This window comes from Paenibacillus sp. GYB004, assembly GCF_036577605.1.
Lineage (GTDB): Bacteria > Bacillota > Bacilli > Paenibacillales > NBRC-103111 > Paenibacillus_AB > Paenibacillus_AB oceani.
Genome location: NZ_JARBDB010000043.1, coordinates 37,187 through 57,247 on the forward strand (window position 1 = coordinate 37,187; position 20,061 = coordinate 57,247).

At 48.5% G+C, this 20,061-nt stretch carries 19 protein-coding genes and 3 pseudogenes; 5 read left to right on the top strand and 17 right to left on the bottom strand.

What is annotated here, in order from left to right; translation table 11 throughout:
- Position 1: 1 nt before the first annotated feature.
- From PV433_RS18465 to PV433_RS18480, 4 genes are all read right to left on the bottom strand, one after another.
- Positions 2-2,317: an aminotransferase class III-fold pyridoxal phosphate-dependent enzyme gene (locus PV433_RS18465; protein ID WP_332073536.1), complete on the bottom strand. Its 2,316-nt coding sequence runs from the start codon at positions 2,315-2,317 to the stop codon at positions 2-4.
- A 67-nt stretch (positions 2,318-2,384) separates the two neighbouring features.
- Complete coding sequence (locus PV433_RS18470; protein WP_332073537.1) at positions 2,385-3,719, bottom strand: ABC transporter substrate-binding protein; 1,335 nt, start codon at positions 3,717-3,719, stop codon at positions 2,385-2,387.
- 69 nt (positions 3,720-3,788) lie between these two features.
- Positions 3,789-4,070, bottom strand: a complete 282-nt coding sequence (locus PV433_RS18475; protein ID WP_332073538.1) for a hypothetical protein — start codon at positions 4,068-4,070, stop codon at positions 3,789-3,791.
- Positions 4,067-5,194 carry a hypothetical protein gene (locus PV433_RS18480; protein WP_332073539.1) on the bottom strand — a complete coding sequence of 376 codons (1,128 nt, stop codon included), beginning with the start codon at positions 5,192-5,194 and terminating at the stop codon, positions 4,067-4,069. The genes PV433_RS18475 and PV433_RS18480 overlap by 4 nt, the downstream gene beginning before the upstream one ends.
- A gap of 752 nt (positions 5,195-5,946) precedes the next feature.
- On the opposite strand from PV433_RS18480, the gene PV433_RS18485 reads away from it, so the two are divergent.
- Positions 5,947-6,873 carry an AraC family transcriptional regulator gene (locus PV433_RS18485; protein ID WP_332073540.1) on the top strand — a complete coding sequence of 309 codons (927 nt, stop codon included), beginning with the start codon at positions 5,947-5,949 and terminating at the stop codon, positions 6,871-6,873.
- A gap of 20 nt (positions 6,874-6,893) precedes the next feature.
- Here PV433_RS18485 and PV433_RS18490 read toward each other — a convergent pair whose 3' ends face one another.
- Complete coding sequence (locus tag PV433_RS18490; RefSeq protein ID WP_332073541.1) at positions 6,894-7,040, bottom strand: hypothetical protein; 147 nt, start codon at positions 7,038-7,040, stop codon at positions 6,894-6,896.
- A gap of 1,289 nt (positions 7,041-8,329) precedes the next feature.
- Between PV433_RS18490 and PV433_RS18495 the strand changes: the two genes are divergently transcribed.
- The 3 genes from PV433_RS18495 to PV433_RS18505 all read left to right on the top strand — a co-directional run bounded on the left by PV433_RS18495 (position 8,330) and on the right by PV433_RS18505 (position 10,671).
- Positions 8,330-8,764 (top strand): hypothetical protein, encoded by a 435-nt coding sequence (locus tag PV433_RS18495; protein WP_332073542.1) that lies wholly within the window; start codon positions 8,330-8,332, stop codon positions 8,762-8,764.
- 654 nt (positions 8,765-9,418) lie between these two features.
- Positions 9,419-9,838 carry a PadR family transcriptional regulator gene (locus PV433_RS18500; RefSeq protein ID WP_332073543.1) on the top strand — a complete coding sequence of 140 codons (420 nt, stop codon included), beginning with the start codon at positions 9,419-9,421 and terminating at the stop codon, positions 9,836-9,838.
- Between the two features lie 152 nt (positions 9,839-9,990).
- Positions 9,991-10,671 (top strand): hypothetical protein, encoded by a 681-nt coding sequence (locus PV433_RS18505; RefSeq protein WP_332073544.1) that lies wholly within the window; start codon positions 9,991-9,993, stop codon positions 10,669-10,671.
- A 967-nt stretch (positions 10,672-11,638) separates the two neighbouring features.
- Here PV433_RS18505 and PV433_RS18510 read toward each other — a convergent pair.
- Complete coding sequence (locus PV433_RS18510) at positions 11,639-12,931, bottom strand: trypsin-like peptidase domain-containing protein (RefSeq protein WP_332073545.1); 1,293 nt, start codon at positions 12,929-12,931, stop codon at positions 11,639-11,641.
- A 247-nt stretch (positions 12,932-13,178) separates the two neighbouring features.
- Entirely contained in the window at positions 13,179-13,541 is a 363-nt protein-coding gene (gene rsgA / locus PV433_RS18515; protein WP_332073546.1) for a GTPase RsgA, read from the bottom strand.
- 38 nt (positions 13,542-13,579) lie between these two features.
- On the opposite strand from rsgA, the pseudogene PV433_RS18520 reads away from it, so the two are divergent.
- Positions 13,580-13,737: pseudogene (locus PV433_RS18520) on the top strand (Tn3 family transposase); the annotation flags it as partial.
- 127 nt (positions 13,738-13,864) lie between these two features.
- Here the strand turns inward: PV433_RS18520 and PV433_RS18525 are convergent.
- The 10 genes and pseudogenes from PV433_RS18525 to arsC all read right to left on the bottom strand — a co-directional run bounded on the left by PV433_RS18525 (position 13,865) and on the right by arsC (position 20,048).
- Complete coding sequence (locus PV433_RS18525; protein WP_332073547.1) at positions 13,865-14,062, bottom strand: hypothetical protein; 198 nt, start codon at positions 14,060-14,062, stop codon at positions 13,865-13,867.
- 1 nt (position 14,063) lies between these two features.
- A complete protein-coding gene (locus PV433_RS18530; protein WP_332073548.1) occupies positions 14,064-14,759 on the bottom strand; it encodes an HD-GYP domain-containing protein in 696 nt (231 codons plus the stop codon).
- 650 nt (positions 14,760-15,409) lie between these two features.
- Positions 15,410-15,715 (bottom strand): annotated as a pseudogene (locus tag PV433_RS34165) (DUF4158 domain-containing protein); the annotation flags it as partial.
- Between the two features lie 284 nt (positions 15,716-15,999).
- Positions 16,000-16,800: an arsenite methyltransferase gene (locus tag PV433_RS18540; RefSeq protein WP_332073550.1), complete on the bottom strand. Its 801-nt coding sequence runs from the start codon at positions 16,798-16,800 to the stop codon at positions 16,000-16,002.
- A 247-nt stretch (positions 16,801-17,047) separates the two neighbouring features.
- Positions 17,048-18,103: a flavin-containing monooxygenase gene (locus tag PV433_RS18545; protein WP_332073551.1), complete on the bottom strand. Its 1,056-nt coding sequence runs from the start codon at positions 18,101-18,103 to the stop codon at positions 17,048-17,050.
- A 51-nt stretch (positions 18,104-18,154) separates the two neighbouring features.
- Complete coding sequence (locus tag PV433_RS18550) at positions 18,155-18,604, bottom strand: MarR family winged helix-turn-helix transcriptional regulator (protein ID WP_332073552.1); 450 nt, start codon at positions 18,602-18,604, stop codon at positions 18,155-18,157.
- Between the two features lie 104 nt (positions 18,605-18,708).
- Entirely contained in the window at positions 18,709-18,891 is a 183-nt protein-coding gene (locus PV433_RS34170) for a protein-tyrosine phosphatase family protein (protein WP_442951547.1), read from the bottom strand.
- Positions 18,846-19,151 (bottom strand): hypothetical protein, encoded by a 306-nt coding sequence (locus PV433_RS18555; protein ID WP_332073553.1) that lies wholly within the window; start codon positions 19,149-19,151, stop codon positions 18,846-18,848. The genes PV433_RS34170 and PV433_RS18555 overlap by 46 nt, the downstream gene beginning before the upstream one ends.
- 3 nt (positions 19,152-19,154) lie before the next feature.
- Positions 19,155-19,612: pseudogene (locus PV433_RS18560) on the bottom strand (ArsI/CadI family heavy metal resistance metalloenzyme).
- A 10-nt stretch (positions 19,613-19,622) separates the two neighbouring features.
- Positions 19,623-20,048, bottom strand: coding sequence for an arsenate reductase (thioredoxin) (gene arsC / locus PV433_RS18565; RefSeq protein WP_332073554.1), 426 nt, complete (start codon positions 20,046-20,048; stop codon positions 19,623-19,625).
- Positions 20,049-20,061 lie beyond the last annotated feature (13 nt).

Sequence of the window (20,061 nt, forward strand, 5' to 3'; positions counted from 1 at the left end):
TTTAAATCAGTCTTTGAAATCCGCTTAATGCAACTATTCCATCTAACCGATCGTCCACCTCCCCTTTCTTCAAAGCGTCGGCCAATCCCCCGAACACTTCATCAATCGCTGAATCGTATCGCTGGACGACAAGCTCGTCATGGGCGAGCGTCGGGTAGATGGAGTTTCCGGCCAGGAAACCGCGATCCAGCATCATGGACGTATACAAAGTTCGCAGTTTGTTCGCCTCCGGATGCAGGAAGCCAAAGTGAGCGAGGCAAGGGTATGCCCCTTCTGTCGTAACGGGCAGCCCGTGACGAGCTCCGTGGCGGCGCCAGCTGTCCATGACCAGACTTCCGATTCGCGTGACGTGCACCTGGGCATCAACTCTGCCCAGTTTGCGGATAGTGGCTAGAGCCGCAGCGGGACCGACGCTTTCCGTCCAGTACGTGCTGCTGATGAAAGATTTATGAACGCCCTGCATCGCATCGGCCGTACCGATCACGGCACCAATCGGATGCCCGTTGCCCATCGCTTTGGCAAATACGGCGATATCAGGCGTCACGCCGAGCTTCAGATGCGCTCCTCCATAATGCAGCCTCCAGCCGATCGTAATTTCGTCGAAAATAAGTAGTGCCCCGCAGCTTCGCGTGACCGAACGGACATATTCCAGAAACCCGGGCTCCGGGTCCCCATTCCGGCACGGCTCCATGATCACTGCGGCCAACCGGTCGCCGTAACGGTCAACGACGTTTTGCAATGCCTCCCTATCATTATAGGGGAAGGCAACCGTCGTTCCGCGCAATTCGCGGGGGACGCCAAGCGGATTCAGACCGGAAAGCAAGTGACCGCGTAGAGCATCGTTCTCGCCTAAATTAGCAGCTAAGTACCAGTCGTGCCATCCGTGATACCCGCAAATGGCTACGATGGAACGATCCGTTGTCGCACGCGCTATTCGGACGGCAACCGCGCACGAATCCCCGCCGCCCCTCGTAAGCCGGACATGTTCGGCCCAAGGGTGAATGGCACAGAGCATGTCCGAAAGCTCCACTTCTTCCGGAGCGTTCAACGAGCACATGCTTCCGAGATTTACCCTGCGTATGACCGCCTTAGTCACATCATCGTCGCGATAGCCCAGCAGGCAGGACCCGACGGCGTTCGTGGACATATCGTAATAATGCTTTCCGTCCAGATCCCATACTTCACAGCCTCTCGCTTCCCGGAAATAGGCCGGCCATTTGTCAGGAGCCATATTTTCCGGCCGTTTGCTCAGCAGCTGCACTCCGCCGGGGATACGCTTCTTGGCATGACGGTATAGCTGCTGCGTTTGATCTGCGGCTGGTTGCTCCAACCCGAGCAGACCGGCTGCGTTGTTGTAAAATATATCGTTCAAGTCTTCCTCATTTAATCCGAAATCTTCGGCAGCGCGCCGTAGTGCCCGCAGCGATTCGATGCCTACGAGAACCGGATGACCCAGGTGGGCCGTGTTGTTCCAATCGCACAGTCCCGGTTCCAGCCAGATGAAACCATCCCCGACCGTAACCGCTTTGCCGCGCATCTCCGATACCGGAAAATCGCTTCCCCACATCAGTCTGCGGGGGCCAAACTGCTGCAAAATGACCTTAAACGCTTCCGGTTCGCAGATCGCCGATGTGTCAAACCATACGTTATCCAGTCCTCTCAGCTTGCCGATCCCCTTCTCGGCATTCGGAGCATGAAAGCATCGCGCGGCGTGGGCCAGCACGAGCTTGACGTTCGGATAACGCGTGCACAAATCGCGGATTTCCTCTACGTTATCCGGATCGGCAACGGCTTTATCCCGCACCAAGTGCAGCATAATGACCAAGCCGCGTTCATTCGCTATCTCCCATATCCACTCCGGACAAAACCCTTTAATCGATGATTGCCAAGTAGGCGTTTCATTGCTGTACAAGTGATAAATTTTAATTCCGGAAATTTGTGGATGATCGAAATAAGAAACGAGCTGCTCCTCCCGATCATCCGGCTTCACGAGAACCAAGCCCCTGCTGGACGGCTCCCGCTCCAATTGCTCGATCACATAATCGTTTTGTCTGCGCTCGTCGGAGCCGACCATAGGGACCGGAAAAAAAAGCCCGCCCATTAAACGATGTTCCCCCATATAGGCGGATAGATGTCGCCTCCAGCTCCGGATCGACGTTTCCTCCGGGCCTTCCGTCCATAGGCTTTGTCCGGTCGCATGGAGATCGGCAAGACGGTATATATGCGCATGGATGTCCAATATTTTGCCTGGCAGCCAAGTTAGGAGTTCATTCGCCGCCTGTTGGTCGAACTCGTTAAAGGTCCAATTCTGCTTCATTTCTTTTTACAGCCTCCTTGATTTTCCTTACCGTACATACGATCATGACGGGCTGTCCGTACTTTGGCTAGTAGGTATTGGGCACCACGATCATTGTTTTGAGCTCCTCGACTTTTTTTAGAGCTTCTTCTTCTGCCTGACGCAATGCTGTGTTGATGTCCGAAGTGCCCAGCAGCACCGCGTTGCCGTAATTGGTGTAGATCCCGTTCAGATCAACGGCCATAGCTCCGGTATATGTAAAGCTCGCCCACTTGTTGTAGAACACCGCACTCCAGTTTTTATCTTTAAAATAATTTTCCGTTCCCAGGAGCTTCTGTACATCAACGTTTTTTACGACAGGAACGATCCCGCGCTTGGTTAACTCACTCTGTACGTCGTTCGAGACGATATGCTTCAACGCTTCCATCGCCGCGTCTTTGTTTTTAGCCATCTTCGTCACAGCGATCCCTGTCGTAATCGGCTGCGGGCCGATGCCGGGATTTTCCTTCAACGTCGGCATAGAAATGACATCGAAGCTCATAGGCTCAAGCTGCGTCCGGGAACTGATCATGTTGCCGGAGACCAGCGTGACTACAGCGTTAGTGCCCTGGAAAAACTCGTTGAAGTCGTTGCGTCCCTTGTAGTAGCCCGGATCGACCGAATTGGCGGCATCGGCGATCAGCTTTTGGAAAAACAGCTTCCATCTATCGTCGCTATTGATCGTAGGTGTTGTTGTGCCCGGCTTCAATATCGGTATCGAAACGGGGTTTCCGCGAAACAAGTAATTGGTCGACGGAATATAGCCCGAATACTGCACGCCTCCATCATTGCGGGTCATTCGGCGGGACATGTCATAAAACTCGTCCCAGCTCATGCCGTCCTTCGGATACGGAACGCCGAATTTATCAAAAAGCGCTTTATTGTAATAGAGAAGAGGCAGATTGGCTTGCATCGGAAAATAGTAGATCCCGCCCCCAAACGCTTTTCCTCCCAGTATGTCGCTGTATGAAGGATTAAATCGGTCCAAATCGACTTTATTTTTTTTGGCAAGCTCCGTCATATCATAGGCATAGCCGTATTGAAACAGCTGCTTCTCAAGCCATCCGGTCGTCGCAAAGACGAGATCAACTTGTGTTCCGTTCGCGGCCAGCCTATCGAGCTTTTCGAAGTTATTTCCCGTCATATCCGTAATGAACTTGAGCGTATAGTTTGGATATTTTTTGTGAAAAGAGTCTCCATAATCTCTGTTGAAATCTTCTGCCGAACCGCCGGCCATTGTATAAACGATAATTTCCGCCGGTTCCTGCGTCGTTTTGTCGACTTCCTTTAAGGGTCCCTTCGCATTGCTTTCGCCGCCGCCGCCGCAAGCCGAAAGCAATGCGATCGCCGCGATCGAAGCAACTGTGCTGCTGTATTTCCTCATCGAAACATCCTCCTAGTTTGTTGTTTCCAACATCGTTAGTACACTCCGCATGTCCCGCTTGCAAAGTTCTTAAGAAGCGCCCGCTATCTGCATGGCGAACAGATCGGCATCTCGAAGCACGAAGCGAAAACGAACGGTTTGCCCCCGCCAAGCGGATAGATCGGCAGTCGTCCGCCATTGTACGGCTTCCGCCAAATTGTCTCCGTAAAGCGCTTCCATATCGTTCAGCGCCAGTCCTTCGATCAGTTGTCCGAATTGATCCTGCACTTCCACCTGGATCGATCCGGCAGCGGCAGTCGAGTAATTCAGCAGCAACCGATCTCCTTCCAGTACGATGGGGCGGGTCGTCATTTCTCCCGGCTCATACCCGGCCGATACGGATGCGAATCCGTGCTTGGCACAGCCAGTCGACGCAATCGATTGTCATCCCACCTGTAATGCTCGCTGACATAGAACGAAAACTCTTCAGGGCTTGTCTCAATGCATCCGTATGCTACCATATTGCTTCTTTCGGTCCAGTTGCGGTCGTCTATTCCGGGCCGAAGCCAAGCTTCCATAAACGTGCGGTTCCAGTGTACGCCGTCCCTGCTTGTCATGAAGCAGGTATCGCTGACGCCGCCGTACGGATGCTCCGCAATTTTTTTCCGTTCCGGAACGAATCGTTTCGGAAAAGCCAAGTAAAGGTGCTCTGCGCCGGGACAAGGAATTGTTGCGTTCGTATAAAACTGCTCCATCGGTACGTCCTCGGCATACCGGTTCGGCCGCTGCTCGCCCCAATCGATGAAATTATCCGATGAGCAGCTCTGGATCGCGCGATACTTGCCGCTGTCGAAGTAACGGTTATAGCAGCGATAAACGCCGGTATATGCATCCCAGAACACGACATTCTGCGAATCGAATCCGCCGCTCGGCATGTTCAACGGGACTTTCATCTGCTTCCAGCGGATGCCGTCTGATGAGATCAAGCCATATAGCGTTCCGTCGTTTTGGCTCGGGTCCGCCGTACCCGTTCCGCCAATGCCTTTGTAGATTTCGTCGGCTTCCGCACAAGGCGAGCGATCGAGGAACGGGGTGAAATTGTGAGCGAGCGCCCCCTCGAACAGGATGTTGTTGTGGCTGGAGCCTTGAAATTCGCATAATCCCAACTCCGGCCGCACAAAATGAATGCCGTCTTCGCTTTCGGTGTAACAGACCCGTTGGTCATCGCTCACGTCCGATGCTTCCGGCGGGATGTATCCGCGATAGTACAGGCGGACTATGCTCCCGTCCTGCAGCACTGTAAAATAAGTGCATAGGGGACCTTCCCACGGTTGATCGAGAACGAGTACGACTTCCTTCCGCTCCGGCCGGTTCAGCTTCAACCGAGTCCCGCACATCCGTTCGATCAGCCAATCGTCGATAAACATTTCGATGCGTGAGCCGATGGTGACCGGCGACCTCCCAACTGGGTTTGCCTTGAAGTGTGATAGGTTCATCTTTGACCCCCTTGCTTACTTGGGTACCTCGTTCCATACTTCCCAGTTCTCTTGGTGTATGTAGCTATTGTAAGACGGATCATCCTGACCGAACAATGATCAGCATGGACGCTTTTACTCGAATGATGACCGAAAAGCATAGCCCGACCGTTATTGCCGGCAGTAAAAACCAAAGACCTTTGAACCCCGCTTTGTTGGATTCAAAGGTTTCACACTCAGCCTTCTATGCTCGAATCTCGTCCGTTCAACAACAAAAAATCCCTCAAACATTGAAATATTGTGTCGCGACCTTGCTGTGTAAAGTGGGTCGCACGATAAAACCAATCGGATAAATCGGTTCCACTACCACAAATTCCGGATAGTGCGTTCCGCATCGGCAAGGATCAATCGATGCTCAGCCGTCAAACTGCACAGCGCGGCGTTATTTCGACAAAATGGTGAGGAAACTCAATGTCCTGCCTAGGGCTGCCATACCTTTAGCATTCACCTTTTGCCGCCACCATCGGTCATACGGCTTCGTCTCTGCTTTCAATTTCGATCTGACCGGTAATCATGCGGTCTTCCCGCCCTATAAACGGCTCCCTGGTGACTCGAATTAAAGGAGTCTCTGCCAATCCTCCTGACAATGATCCGCACAGACGCTTTTATTCAAATGACGACTGAAAAGAATAGCCGTACCGCCTTTACGACCTATGAGAAAGATGATAAACTTTGGGCAAATCCAAAACGGATGTACGGTCAGGGGTGATTTCATGAACAACCTCATGCCTGACGAGCACGAGGGGAGTCTGGTATTCCCGGAACAATTCGAACTCAAGGCGGAACTGGGCACGATACGGCTTCACGTTTTTCTCGATTCCGGATTTTTTAACACCAACAGCGATGTACCTGTATTAAACCATAACCACGCCTCGTACGAAGTACAGTTCGTTCATAAAGGAACCGTCGCGCTGTGCACGGAAAATGGCGATTTCGCCATACAGGGCGGCAGCTTCTGCCTTATTCCTCCGGGCATGTACCATTCCCAAAAGCGAGCGGAGCCGTGGGAAGCAGTGCACAAATCGTGCTTTACTTTCCGCTACGACCTCTTATCTATCCCCAAGCCCGATTATCCGACTGTCGAGACCAATGAACTGCTATACGCCTTGGCGAATATCCCGTTCTTCATAGCTGAGAGCAGTCGGGAAATCGAAGCATGGATTGTAGCGGCAAAGGAAGAGTTCCAAAGCCGGCCCGTTGGCTATTATGCCAAGCTGCAAAGCCTGTTCGCCCAGCTAATTCTGGAAGTCATACGCTCTTCGCCCCGAATCCGGTCCGCGCCTCGCCGCGAGCTATCGAGTCAACCTACGGCCGACAGCAGGATCGGCATTATCGATTGCTTTTTTTCGGAGCATTTCAGCCGCCCTTTGCGGGAGAGCGATCTGGCCAGCCGGCTGTATGTCAGCCAACGCCAGCTCAACCGCATCCTGCACGATCTATACGGCATGTCGTTCCGGCAGAAGCTGTTGTGCACCCGAATGAAGGTAGCGATGGACTTGCTAAAAAATACGGAGCTTTCCGTTAAAGATATCGCTTCAAATGTCGGTTATCCATTCGCTGAAAATTTCCATGCCCATTTCAAAAAACATGCAAACATGACTCCTAGTTCCTTCCGCGCCCGGTCAAAGTGCGCTTTCTAACAGTGTTCCAGCAGTACCGTTTACCACAGGCCGCCCTGATTCGACCATTGGAACGTCTTGATTTCGAAAGGCTCTCCCGCCCGAAGCGCATGCTCGAACGGTTCGTATCCGACTGCGGGTATCTGTGTCCGGGAGCCGAGCTCTGCAAAATCGAGTTTCGCTCTCACTGTGCGTGAATTCGTAGCGGAGCTCCTGCTGTACCCGCGCATCCTTACGGGTATGTTAATGTACCTATGTTTATGTCGACGGACAAAAAAACTTTGTACGTTCTTACATAACATTATCGAATAACAAAATAAAAATCTCGTCCATGTCGGGAGGCGGCTACTCAGGATACGTATGCATTACGGCGGGAACCCCCGGCACATGGAAAGGACTTGGACTCGTGGAGGCCTAAGTTGTGTTTGGATTAGCCCGTATGATGATAATCCACAAGCATCAATTCGACATACTGGCAGCCATGGCTGAAAAATTGTCCGCCTCCCAACTGCTAGGTGGAACGAACCCAGTTGCCTTCAGGGTACCGCGTGTACTGCTCAGTCCAAATCGTTTACCCCGGACTTCTACAAGCATATCTTGCTGGTACGACATATGCTGTCCTATCGAGAGAGCCCGCGAAGTTTTTTTCTAACCGGTACAGTATCAGGTTTCGGAGCCAGCTTGGGGAGATGACCCGAAATTCATAAGGTATTGATAGCAGAAGGCGCCATCGTGTTCCCTGAACTCAGACAAGTCTTTAAATCTTAACTTGTAAAGGTGCTCTAGTAACTCTGCGGATGTTTCCTCTCCCTGCTGACCTATGCAAGTTAGAACCGACTAGTAGTTCATCGCCTCCTAATGTTCACTAGCGATATGTTCGCTTGTAGACACTAGGCCAGCCTGAACGCCGACAGTCCCACTTCTCTCGAAAAAACGAAACCTGCTACAAACCGCCGTCTAAGCGATCTTTTCCGTTTGGTAGTCCGTCGGCATCCAGGAGTACCGCCGCATGCCTGCACCATTCCCGCGCACCTAGTTTCAATGGCGAATGTTACGAACGCTATGTCCAAATATTTCCAGCCCAATTTGTTTTCCCCTAATCCCCGGTTTTCGCGCATCGCGCGCCGCCCCCCCTCCCGATCGGAATCTAGGTTCTTGATGCGTGTAAAGAAGTAGAGTATGGATTTAGAAACTAAGTGCATAAGAAACCAAAAAATAGAAACGTGTTTAGGTTTTTAATTACTTGATAGTGACTATGTACGAGTCTAGGTACAGAGAATAGATGGGGTTGATCGGATTATATAAATTCGTAGCATAATTGCTGAGATGTTGCAGGTGATAGCGAAACCGAAGGTATACAAGCGAACATATCTTTAAAGATCATGTTGTAAGTAAACATATTAAGAGATATAATGGTAATAGAGGAACGTATATTCTCGTTCGGGTGCGTTTGATGCCCTAAATTAGGAGTTGAACTATGAAGGGGTTCAAGCACTATTTTCAGCGCGGCCGCGCCCAGGTTCTTCTTTACGATCCTGTACATGGTCGAGAAATCAAGGAATTTCGTTTCCCGCGAACTGCTAAAGCTTATATTCGGTCGTTCGAACACTCGTACAAGAAATACGGTTGGAGTAAGGCTGCCGCGGGAACCAAGTATGATCACATCTACTTTATTGTCCATCGGAACGATCATATTAACTTTCAGCGAAAACCAATATTAGTATATAAGCAGGCGGATAGCAGACGGATTCTTCCGTTTGATCCCGAGGATCTCGATCATGTCGAGCTAACTTTCAGATATTGCCGTGCCGTGGGGGTTGTAATTGAGGCGTTGCTTGATTCTTTTAATCCAAATAAGTGGGCCACGCCTTTGAATATCCTTCGAGAGCTTGCGGATGAAATCCGACTTTAGATGGAGCGACAATCGATTATGTCAAACCTTGGGCGTACTTCAATCAAGTTATAGATAAAATCGCTCTGGAGGTTCGGCCAATCCGTTATGCAAAGGCCATTTTGGCAGTATCGGAATTTGTGGACCATCAAAAATCGATTGAGGAAACCGTTTCGATGCTGAATTCGCTAGACGAGTATACGAGACCGGAACAAGTCATTCTCGATGCTACCAAGGAAGTATTCGATCTCGGTATCGATGAATTTGACTGTTTCAAGCAACGTACCGGAGTATGTTCCCTAATGCTCTCGGAGAACGAATTCGAACAATATGCGAAAACAGAAGATATGCATCTAGGCAGTGAAAACTCCATACATTATTGCCGGAATATGCTTATGCTCATGCGAAAAAACGGGACGCCTCCCATACGTGCACATCGGAATTTGACTTGTAATCACATTTCCCTAACCGATGGCCAACATCGATCGTGCATTTCAAAAACGATGAACATGGCGCTGCCGGCTGAACTTAGCTCCCAGCATAGCTATTGCAGTAGCTGCACGGGGAAACGTAGAGCGTTCAAGGATGATAGGTACTATTTGTTGTGAACAGCCAGATTCTCAGCTTATGGAGTGGGTACCACACTGAATGACATCGAACCAGGAGGTCCAAATTGTGGATGAAAGCAAAGTTTCGAAAAGAATTCAAAGTGAAGAGGTAGTTCGAAAAGAAGAGTCACTCGGCCAAGTCGTCAAGGTTCAGCAGGTGATTGACTTCTTCGTTTTATCGGAGCTCCAGCACGGCCGCAGGTACCAGAGCGAATTAGAACAGAGTATAGTCAAAACGTTGGAAAACGTAGGCGTTTCAAAGGCCTATCTTTCGCGACGTCTTCAGAAAATGGCTGCAGAAGGTCACGTAATCCGTCACTGGCCAGATGATGAGCGGTACAACCGGTATTATGAAATTAGCGAGTCCGGATTGAACTATTTCATAAACATGCTCCGGGATTTACCCCCGCGTGTAAAATTGGCGCAGCAAGTGTACAAACTGTTCGAGGATTACATTTCGCAATATAGCAAAATGAATTTAAAATGAATTCAGGATTAGATGTCCACTTTGTTTTTTTGACTGGCTCTTCGGTTTATTAATGCGTAAATTGGATTGTATGGTGGTAGCATCAACTATACGCCCTTTTCCACAATAAACTCCGATTACAGTATTATTAAAATACGTTGGGAGGGATACTTTTGGATGATGAACAATACAGCCAGAGAATAGAAAAGCTGAAGGAATCGTTTGAAGCCGGCACTGTCAAATTTCGAAATGACAATAATCGTGCCTACATTCCGAATCAGGTCTATACGGATCGATTGGAGCGAGTATTAGAAGGTAAATGGAGCAAAGAGATCCGTGAAATTGAGATTAATATCCCACATTCATACGTGAAGGCGGTCGTACGTGTTTACATCGGGCCTTACTTTCGAGAGGGATCTGCCATTGCGGATATCACATCTCAAGGAGTGAGCAACGCAGAAGACCGCGCTAAGAACGCAGCCTTTATAGAAGCACTTGATACGTGGGAAATGGGATGGCGGGACCTGTCGCAGTATAACGATGATTGGGGCAAAAATCCAGCTCTCGCTCATTTACGATCCGCGTCCGCGCCGGAAGGAAGTAAGCCCCCACCTCCTCCTCACGAGAAAGTTGACCGTAGATGCATCGGACCGAATTGCGGGAAATTTCTGACAAATGAAGATTACAGCGTTTTAAAGAAGATACCGAACTTCCATATTCAAAGGATGGTTTATTGTTCTGATTGTCTCCCAGATGCTTTTATGAGGAAGCTCGAACCGGTGGCCAGCAGCCTCCCTATTCATTATCAAACCAGACTTGCTATGGCCCTTGAAAAAGCGAAAAAGAGGAAATAACCAGCTTCTCGGTTATTTCCTCTTCTATAAGATTATTTTCCGTTCCTCAGTTTCATCTCCGCACACAACACGCACCTATCACGAGTCAGAACTTCCGCGTCTACCGATCGACCATTATTTTGTGGAATACATCATCAGAAGAGATTTTGACCTGGAGACTATCAAATTAACACGCGGCTATATTCGTGAGGTAATCGCATGAAAACGTGATGAAGAATATGAACCGCTCAACCTTTGCCAAGCGGTTCATATTCTTCATTCCATTACTATCCATTTACTTTGCGGGTCGTGTCAGCTTAGCTGGTGTATTACCTCGGATAAGGCAACTCGCCTTTGCGAGCGGAGCTGACATGCCTCTCCCGGCCGGTCACGAAAAAGGTGCGCCCGGGTCCACCTGACCCTGATTTTCGTTGCCACCCACTGTTAGAACAATTTGCCTGGGCCGCTCGCGTTCCCTTGAGAAGTTCGACTTCAGCCGTAACTAACCCAGTGTGTTTTCAGGTAAGCTTGCAGCCCTACTACCATTCTACTGTCCACGCCGGGATCTCCTCCGTTATACATTTTGCGCTTGTTAGCCCGATCTCTCTTTCGAGATTTTCTGCTGTCTTTGCTCTTCGTTCGAACGCGTCGGTTTCCTCTCTCCTTTCGGTTCGGACCTTCTTCTGCAAGCTATTGCAAACATCTAGCGCACTACTTCTCTGTTGACTCCTGCGGGATTCAGCAGAGCCTTCCGGGCCTGGTTACGAAATCACTTCGCGTGTTCCGCTAGCCTCCCCAGATAAGAACGTCATCTTTCAGCCCGCACTTGCCCAAGTTTACGGCTGCAGCCCTTGGCAGCTTTGGATTTTGCCTTGTAATTGAGACTCATAGATGACGCCCACGCTGGGCGTACATAAAAAAGAGTCCGCTTGGTTCCCCAAGTAGACTCTTCGTGCTTCTTATGTAATACTCCGATGCATGTCCAAATTTAAGGTTTGGTGAGAACCTTAGTCAAACCTAATTGTGATTTGATATTCCAAATAGCAGATATACCAGTCGAGGTAGTAGAACCGTGGGTTGCCAAGCCTGCTGCATTAATAGTTGTCCAGTTAGGTGTTACAAAAGCTGGTCCGCCACTGTCACCGCCAGAAATTTTCATGTTCGCTTGTATTTGATTATCGAAATAAGAAGTATCAGTCCATGTTGTACAACTAACACAAGTGATCGGTCCGGATTGGAGATTATTAATAATTCCTTCGTATGCAATATAATTACCAATGTCTATATTGTTAACGCTGGTTAACTCTCCCTTCACCGGATCGTTTTCCCAAATCAATGCATCCACGTCATCATAAGGGATAAAGGCAGCATCTGCTGTTGTAGTTTCCCCGGACCAAGCCGTAGGTTTAGCGGTTCGATTTGTTGTACTGAAAGCTTGTACTTCAGGTTGCCATACATATTGACTGGTATTAAAGCAATGTCCTGCTGTTATGAAACCATTGGTTCCGCTTTTCTCCACTGCAAATCCAGAAGTACAAGGGATATTCCCAAAAGCAGTATCTTTTTCAATTTTTACTCCAGCGATAAGAGGACGAAATCTATCTGTTCGCGCCATTGGTTGATATGGCTCCCCATCGACTTCAATGAGAGCATAATCTTCACCAATGATTTCTTTTATTTTTTGTATCTTTTCTCCCGAGGTCTTTTCGGAAACCACTATTCGAATTTTATTATATTTGGGATCGAAACCAGAAGAAACTAGACCAAACGCTTTGAATTCCTCTGGACTAACGGTTTTCATAAAATCTTTAAGAGGAATTTCTCTGTCTTCAAGTTCCTTCTTTGTGTACTTAGCAGTAAAAAACTTAACTCTTTCTTTATCTTTTTCGGAAAGAGGCGAAAGAATCTGCGCCTGGATATTTGGATCGTGATTAGTGAAACCAATATGCAGAATACCTGTCTTTGTATCGATGTATTGTCCAGCAAAGGAGTCCATTTGCTTATGCTTATTCCCAATTTCTGAAGGCACCCTTTGTCTATCAAACAGCTCTTGTGCTTCAGCTTCTGTTAATTCAACGCCATACAACTGCTTTGATTTATTATTCTCACTTTCTTTTTTCGCTTGTTCAAGAGCAGCCGGAGTAACAGAAAAACCAGCCTCTTCTCGAAATTTGATACTTTTAGGGTCAGACAAAGTATCCGCGGAAGCTGAACTCATCACAACCGAAACAGCTAATACACACGATATTGCTGCCATTGAAGCGAACTTCTTAATTTTCATAAAAGCACCTCCAAAAATTATTAAATCTTCTCCACGTGTTAAAGTATTTAAATATCACCTCCTAATTTTAGTATTCACCCTAAAGTATGTAAACCAACCATCATAAAATACAAAATATAGGTGATTATCACTTAAACATATAATATATCAATACTCTACAGTAGTCCATGGCACCATACTCCTATTTTTTCCCAAACTAACCCTCCCAAAAAAAGCCCGTCAGTGTCGGGCCTCAATAGAGGCTCGCCTATCTTGCTAAAAAGAATGTAGTGTAAGGAATGGCACCCTGTACCTTATATAAAAGGCGAGAAAGTTCATTAACCATAAGTGATAACCGTATAATCGTTTGGAGTTGAATATCCCGCTCTCTACAGCCGCCTTTAATCGCACAACCGGGCTCTTTTCTATGTTGACAGTCTTTATAGAAGCAGTCTACCGCGAGTGTTTCAATATCCTCAAAAGTATTGCTCAATCCTTCATCCATTCCCCAAAGCTGCAATTCACACATTCCAGGAGTATCGATAACAATTCCTCCATTAGGAAGTACAATAAGTTCACGATGGGTGGTCGTATGCTTTCCGCGATCATCAACTTGGCGTATTTCATTCACCCAGTGCCATCTTTAAAGTAAGAATGCAAGAAATATAAGGCGAAGGTACAAATGTCTGCGCCTCCGATTCAAAAATAATCGGAGCATGGGATCAGAATCTCATGACAGAGTGGCACATCCGGTACCACGCCGCGGCGTCATGATATATTGGCACGTTGAGAAGAACTCGACATGCATCTACTCACAGCTCAAATCATGAATACGCCATTTTTCTTCCACCGATCCGTCCTCCGCCTGGCCGCCCCATTCATTTTCAAACAAAACTTTCTGAAGCCCTTTAAAAAGCAAAAAAGAGGAAATAAACGGCTGCTCCCTGCTCCTGATTATTTCCTCTTTTTAAAAGTTAATTTTTGTTCCTCTACTTCATCTTTGTTCTCATCCTTAACCGTTCTGCTTTTTTTCCTGTTCCGTTTTTCAATAAGAATATAGACAGTGAGCACTATAATGGTAAGCATGACAACAACGATCGCATCTATTGGATTATCGCTGACGCCATTATATGCCATATCGGGTCCGATCAAATCAAACAGCTCCTTTACCAACTCTACCGAGTTTAGGATTCGATAATTCGCTTGTGTCAGCCAGCCATTGCCTGGACACAAGTTCTAAAACAGAAACTACTTCTTGATCATAGCTTTCTGCTGCATCTCGAAGGTAAGCAAAAATGTTTGGTACCGCAACGCTTTCGGGTCGATATTTTCGGGGGAAGCACATTGCCCCAAATACGTCTGCAACGGCGGCTATTCGCCCGATCAATGGTACCTCATCGCCCCTAATTCCATTCGGATATCCGGCACCATCTAATCTTTCATGATGGTACAAGCAATAGTTAACCACATCTTCTCCGAATCCAAGCTGCTTTAGCATTTTGACTCCATGAGATACGTGGGCCGGCAATAAAGCTTTATCGTCTGGACTAATTCTTTCAGATGACTTTAGAATTCGATCTTCCATACTCAATTTGCCTACGTCGTGCAGCAAACCGGACAAGAAGTATCGATCAACCACACTTTGACTGGAGAAGTATTGTTGCGCAATGAAATATGAAACATAGGCTACCAGAACTGAATGCTCGGCGGTACTAATGCTCCCCCCCTCTCGCGAATCACGAAGTGCAATGCATTCAAAAATTGCATTCCCTTGAATCCATTCCCGGTCTCGTGTATGAACGGTCAATAATCGTTCATGCAACCTGGATGCATTGGTAATTATACCCATTATAACACCTCCACAATGAAAAAAGGGCACAATTTACCCGTTTTCGGATAATAAAGCGCCCTACGCTATCAATTAATTAATTTATATACTCAATTATAGGACAAACGAAGCACGACGAAAAGTCTGTTTGTGAATATTCCAATTTCCTATCTCTAGTACATGCCTCTCCTATCATCTCACAATTAGTACGAAGGCGTCTTCTAAGCATTAAGATAAGCCCTATTCGGCGGCGCTCAACCACTCCATCCTTGCATTCTTGCACTGCTTGACGGAGTTTTTTTCCTGGGGAACGTTCTTCTAACGCGTTGATCGAACAGGCACTTCTAGAGAAGAACCGAGAGTGGGCCGCAGTTTACCCTGCATCTGGCCCGGTGCCACGCGCTGATTGAACCGGCACTTCTGAAGGAGGACCAAGAAGCGGCCGAAGTTTCCTCTGCAGCTGGCCCGGTACCTACGCGCCGATTGAACCAGCCCTTCCGGCGGAGAACCGGGAGCGGGCCGCAGTTTCCTCTGCAGCTGGCCGGTGCCTGCGCGTCGATTGAACTAGCGCTTCCAGAGGAGAACCGGGAACGGGCCACAGTTTCCTCTGCAGCTGGCCGGTGCCCGCACGTCGATCGAACCGGCGCTTCCGGAGGAGAACCGATGCAGGGATCATTAAAGCGGCGGAAGGAATGAGGTTCGTAACGCGAACCGATATTGATTTGCTTTCCAATATAACGAAGAACTTGAACTAGCACTTCTTTTACGTCAGAAAGCGTCCAGCTGAGATAGTGAAGTACACACAGCTGCATGGCAAAGCCAAGACGATTATAATCTCTTCGTCGCTGCTGGATGATCTCAAGGTCATGCTGAATAAATATAAAATAATTGCCCAATTCCCATTCGCCGTGATCAGGCGGTATTTGCAAATATTGCAGCCGTTCCTCTGGAGTTAACAGTTCCCTTACTCTCACCATCGTTCTCATCCCCTTATTGCTAAGGCTATTTTTAACTTCGATTGCTGATCCGGTGACGTAGATCGTGGGCAACCAATTCATCGAGCCGCGCTGCTCACCGCCGCTGTACGAAACCAAACATATTGATGGGCAACCAACGCTTCGAATAATTTCCTTTAATCGGGATGCGAAATAAAATAGGGTATAACCCGCAAGGCGCTGCCAGCTAACCGGCAACGCCTTATTATTTAATACCGTAACATGCTCGACTCAACACGAGCTGCAACAGCTCGGCCCGTCATGGCTCAAGGCTTGATGGCACGTATCGCGGCGGATACCAGGTATTGTTCGACATTTGCGCCAGGAATCCAATCCTTGATGAACGTCCGGGATTCGTCTTTAGGTTCGATCTCAATTTGGGTAAACCAGCTTTGCGCAAGCATGGCCTCCAGTTCGACGATGGAAGAAGCTCCTGAAATGCACCCTGAATAGATACGGTCGATATCCTGCTTGATTTCATCCGGAAAATCGGCTGTTGCCACGACATCCGATATGGCCAGTCTGCCGCCGTTACGCAGCACACGGAACGCCTCGTCAAAAACCTGCTGCTTCGATGGGGACAGATTAATGACACAGTTTGAAATAATCACGTCAACCGAGTGGTCCTGAACCGGCAGATGCTCGATCTCGCCTAGCCGAAATTCCGTATTGGTAAATCCGCTTTTGCTGGCATTTTCGCGGGCGCGGCTGACCATTTCCGGTGTCATATCCACACCAATGACGCGGCCGGAAGCGCCCACCTGACGGGAGGCAAGAAAGCAATCAAACCCGCCGCCGCTGCCCAGGTCCAGCACGACTTCTCCCGGTTGCAAAGCGGCAATGGCTTGCGGATTGCCACAGCAGAGGCCCAGATTCGCCCCTTCCGGAACGGCTGTTAATTCTTCTGACGAGTAGCCCATTTTAGCGGAAACATCCGCAGCCGAACCACAGCAATCATTGGCTGGCGCTGGCGTACAACAGGACCCCGCCCCTACGTCCTGTAAGGCGATTTCTTTATACCGATTCCGAACGTTTTGACGAATTTGATCATTATTCACTTGATTCATGAAAGATCACTCCTTAGTTTTTTATACAATCAACAGCAGCTCGCAGCGCAGCAAGCCGTTGGTGTTGCACGAATGATTGGCCATCGGTTAAGGAATCGGACCGATTGCTTTTGTATAGCGTCTGACCATTTCCACGCTTTTCTAGCAGATCGTTCGATTTCCCTTTGGCGTTGTTTCATGAGCATTTCCGCAGCAAACCAATTGAGGTTCAAGTCGGTCCCATCCTTTTATCAAAAAATGTAAGCATTCAGTGTTTAAGATGATGCAAAAGCTTTTTCACAACAAACTGCGCGTCCGGCCCCACCCCCCTTAAGGTAGCAGAAGCAAAGGAACGCTGTGCTTCCAGCCCCACATAATAAAGCCCCGGAACGTCGCTTATGCCTGCTTGATGTAACGGCCTTCCTTCCGCATCCAGCGCGCCAATCGCTTGAAGGTAGGGAAGATGCGGCCGGTAGCCTGTCGCAAAGATCACCGTATCAACCGGCTCTTTTGTCCCGTTCGGCCAAATGACGCCATCCTCATAAAAGGATGTAAACATCGGTTGTTCATCCGGTTTTCCTGCCGCTACTTTTTCTTTGTACCCGCCCGAATCGTTCACCGCACTTGAACTCGGCGCGGTTTTCCCGAACCGCCAAAATGGAAAGGTGTCAAACCCAATCAGTTTGATCCAAAAATGCACATCCTGACCCAACAGCCTCGATTTCATAAATTGGACCGGCCGGAGTACCGCTAAAGACGTCTTGCTAACCTCGGCCAGCTCAACACCGATCTGTACGGCAGAATTGCCACGCCCGACCACCACTACGCGTTGATTGCGAAATGGCTCCGGATTCCGGTATTCGGAGGAATGAAGTGTGCGGCCTTGAAACGCCTCCTTCCCCAGCACAACTGGCGTATAGGGATTGTGAAAGGAGCCGGTCGCATTAATGATGGTGCGCGCCCGAAACGTATCCCCTACCATCGTACGGACCGTAAACCCTTCTCCATCCCTTTCGACCGATGCTACGCGCTGATTGATCCGAACCGGCAATTGGAATTTTGCCTGATAATCCTGTAAATAACGAATGACTTCATCACGCTTGGGATAGCCATTCGGATCGCCGGGGAACTTCATGCCTGGCATCGACGAGAAACGTGCCGGAGAGAACAGTTTGAGACTATCGTAATAACGCGGCCACGAGCCCCCCGCCTCGTCGCCCGCGTCCAAAATCAGAAACCGAAGTCCTTTCTTCTGAAGATGATAGCCGGATGCAAGACCCGCCTGCCCCCCTCCAATGACAATTGTCTCAAGTGCCTCATTCATATCAAACATCCTCCAAATTATTTGCAAATTGCAAGTATGAGAGAAAAGAAATCACCCGATGGGGGTGGAACAGCATAGGCTGGATTTCGACATCGCTTCATTCAAAAGCTTAATGGAGCGAATGACCGTTTCTTTTTCAAATTCGTTCATGTGAGAGAAAACTTCAGCTAAATAAGCGTTCATTTGCTGGTCAATCGTCGTGGCCACGTACTTCCCTTCTGTCGTGAGCGAAAGCACATACACCCTGCGGTCCTCCGGATCGGGCGATTTTTTGACCAAATTCATTTTAATTAACCATTGGATTTGTCGGCTAAAGGTTGTAATATCGGTCCCTAACGCCTCGGCTACCTGCTGAATGGACGGTTGATGCTGATGATCGATCTCGTAAAGAATATGGCTTTGCACTAAGGAAATATCGCAGCCACCGGCGGAACAGCAATGTTTATTGAGAAACCCAAAACGGCGTGTCATGATCTGAAATAGTTCGCGAACATTTTCCACTGTGATTCACCTCATGTTTTAGTTATACAATGTTTATTTGCAAATTACAAATGTTATTAATCACACAAAAAGAAAACCACTCGGCTGAGTGGTCTCCTGCTTGCTTATTTACCGGGATATAACTTATGCAAAGATTCTCTCTGTGATGGCGTAATATCAATGATGTTGCGAATGCTCTTCGCCTTGGCCTCGGCTTCGTCAAGCGTATCGCTTAATCCCAAGGCAAGTAAGGTGCCAGCGGCTACCGTACCGGTCCGTCCTTTTCCTCCGCCACAATGAAAAGCCACTTTCTTGTTTCGGTGATAAGCTTCGGTGACGGCCGGATCGCTTGCTCGAACGCTTTTTCTTGCGGCACAACAGCATGATCCCCTAACGGAATTTGAATCCATTTCGCATTAGCTGCTGGATAGGCGCATTCCGTCGCTTCGCCGCGCAGATCCACGATCACGTCGATACCTTCATTTTTCACCATCGATTCCACATCAGTTGCCGCGCCCATGAAAATTTTATCCGGAATCAAAGCATGGTAGGTTTTTTCAGACGCCATAGACTATACTCCTTTTTTAAACGATCCAAACTCAATCGGAACCGGGGCTGCTGGCGGTGCGCAGCACAAGGACAAATCCCTGGCTTCTCCGGCGGATTCGAATTCGGAATCTTCTTTTGTGTAGAAAATCTCCCAAGCGTTGCCGTCCGGATCATATACCCAAACTTTATCCTGTACCGCATAGCAGCATGTGGTATTCATCTCGTCAATCAGCAGCAGTCCGCTTTGACGAAGCCTCTCCCCCATGGCCAGCACTTCTTCCGTATTATTCACTTGAAATCCCAAGTGGTTCAGAACACCCTTTTGTTCGAAGGGGCGTACATTGAGCGAAAAATGAAGCGCCGGTTCTTCTAACTCGAATTTGGCGTAGTACTCGGTTCTGCCCCAAAAAAAGCGCGATAGAACTCCAAAGACTTGTTCAGCTCCGTGCAGTTTAAAGCAACATGCATTCGTTTGATCATCGTCACCACCTCATTTCCCTTCTTTGACGAATTGTTCAATCCGGCTCTTAATCGAATCGCGAACGGTGCGGAACTGGTTCATGATTTCGTCTTCCGTTCCGGTTGCTTTTGCCGGATCATCAAAACCCCAATGCCATTTCATTACGTTCTTGTTGGAGATCACAGGGCAATGCTCGTCGGCGTGGCCGCATAAGGTAATGACATAATCGGCGCGATTCAAAAGTTCCGGATCGATCACATCGGAGGTGTTTTTGCTAATATCTACGCCAGCTTCTTGCATGACTTGCACCGCACGCGGATTCAGTCCGTGTGCTTCAAGACCTGCGCTTTTGACTTCATATTTGTCGCCGCCTAACGTGCTTAAAAACCCGTCCGCGATTTGGCTTCTGCAAGAATTGCCAGTGCACAAAAAATAAATGAACGGTTTTTTCTCCATGGTGAACAATCTC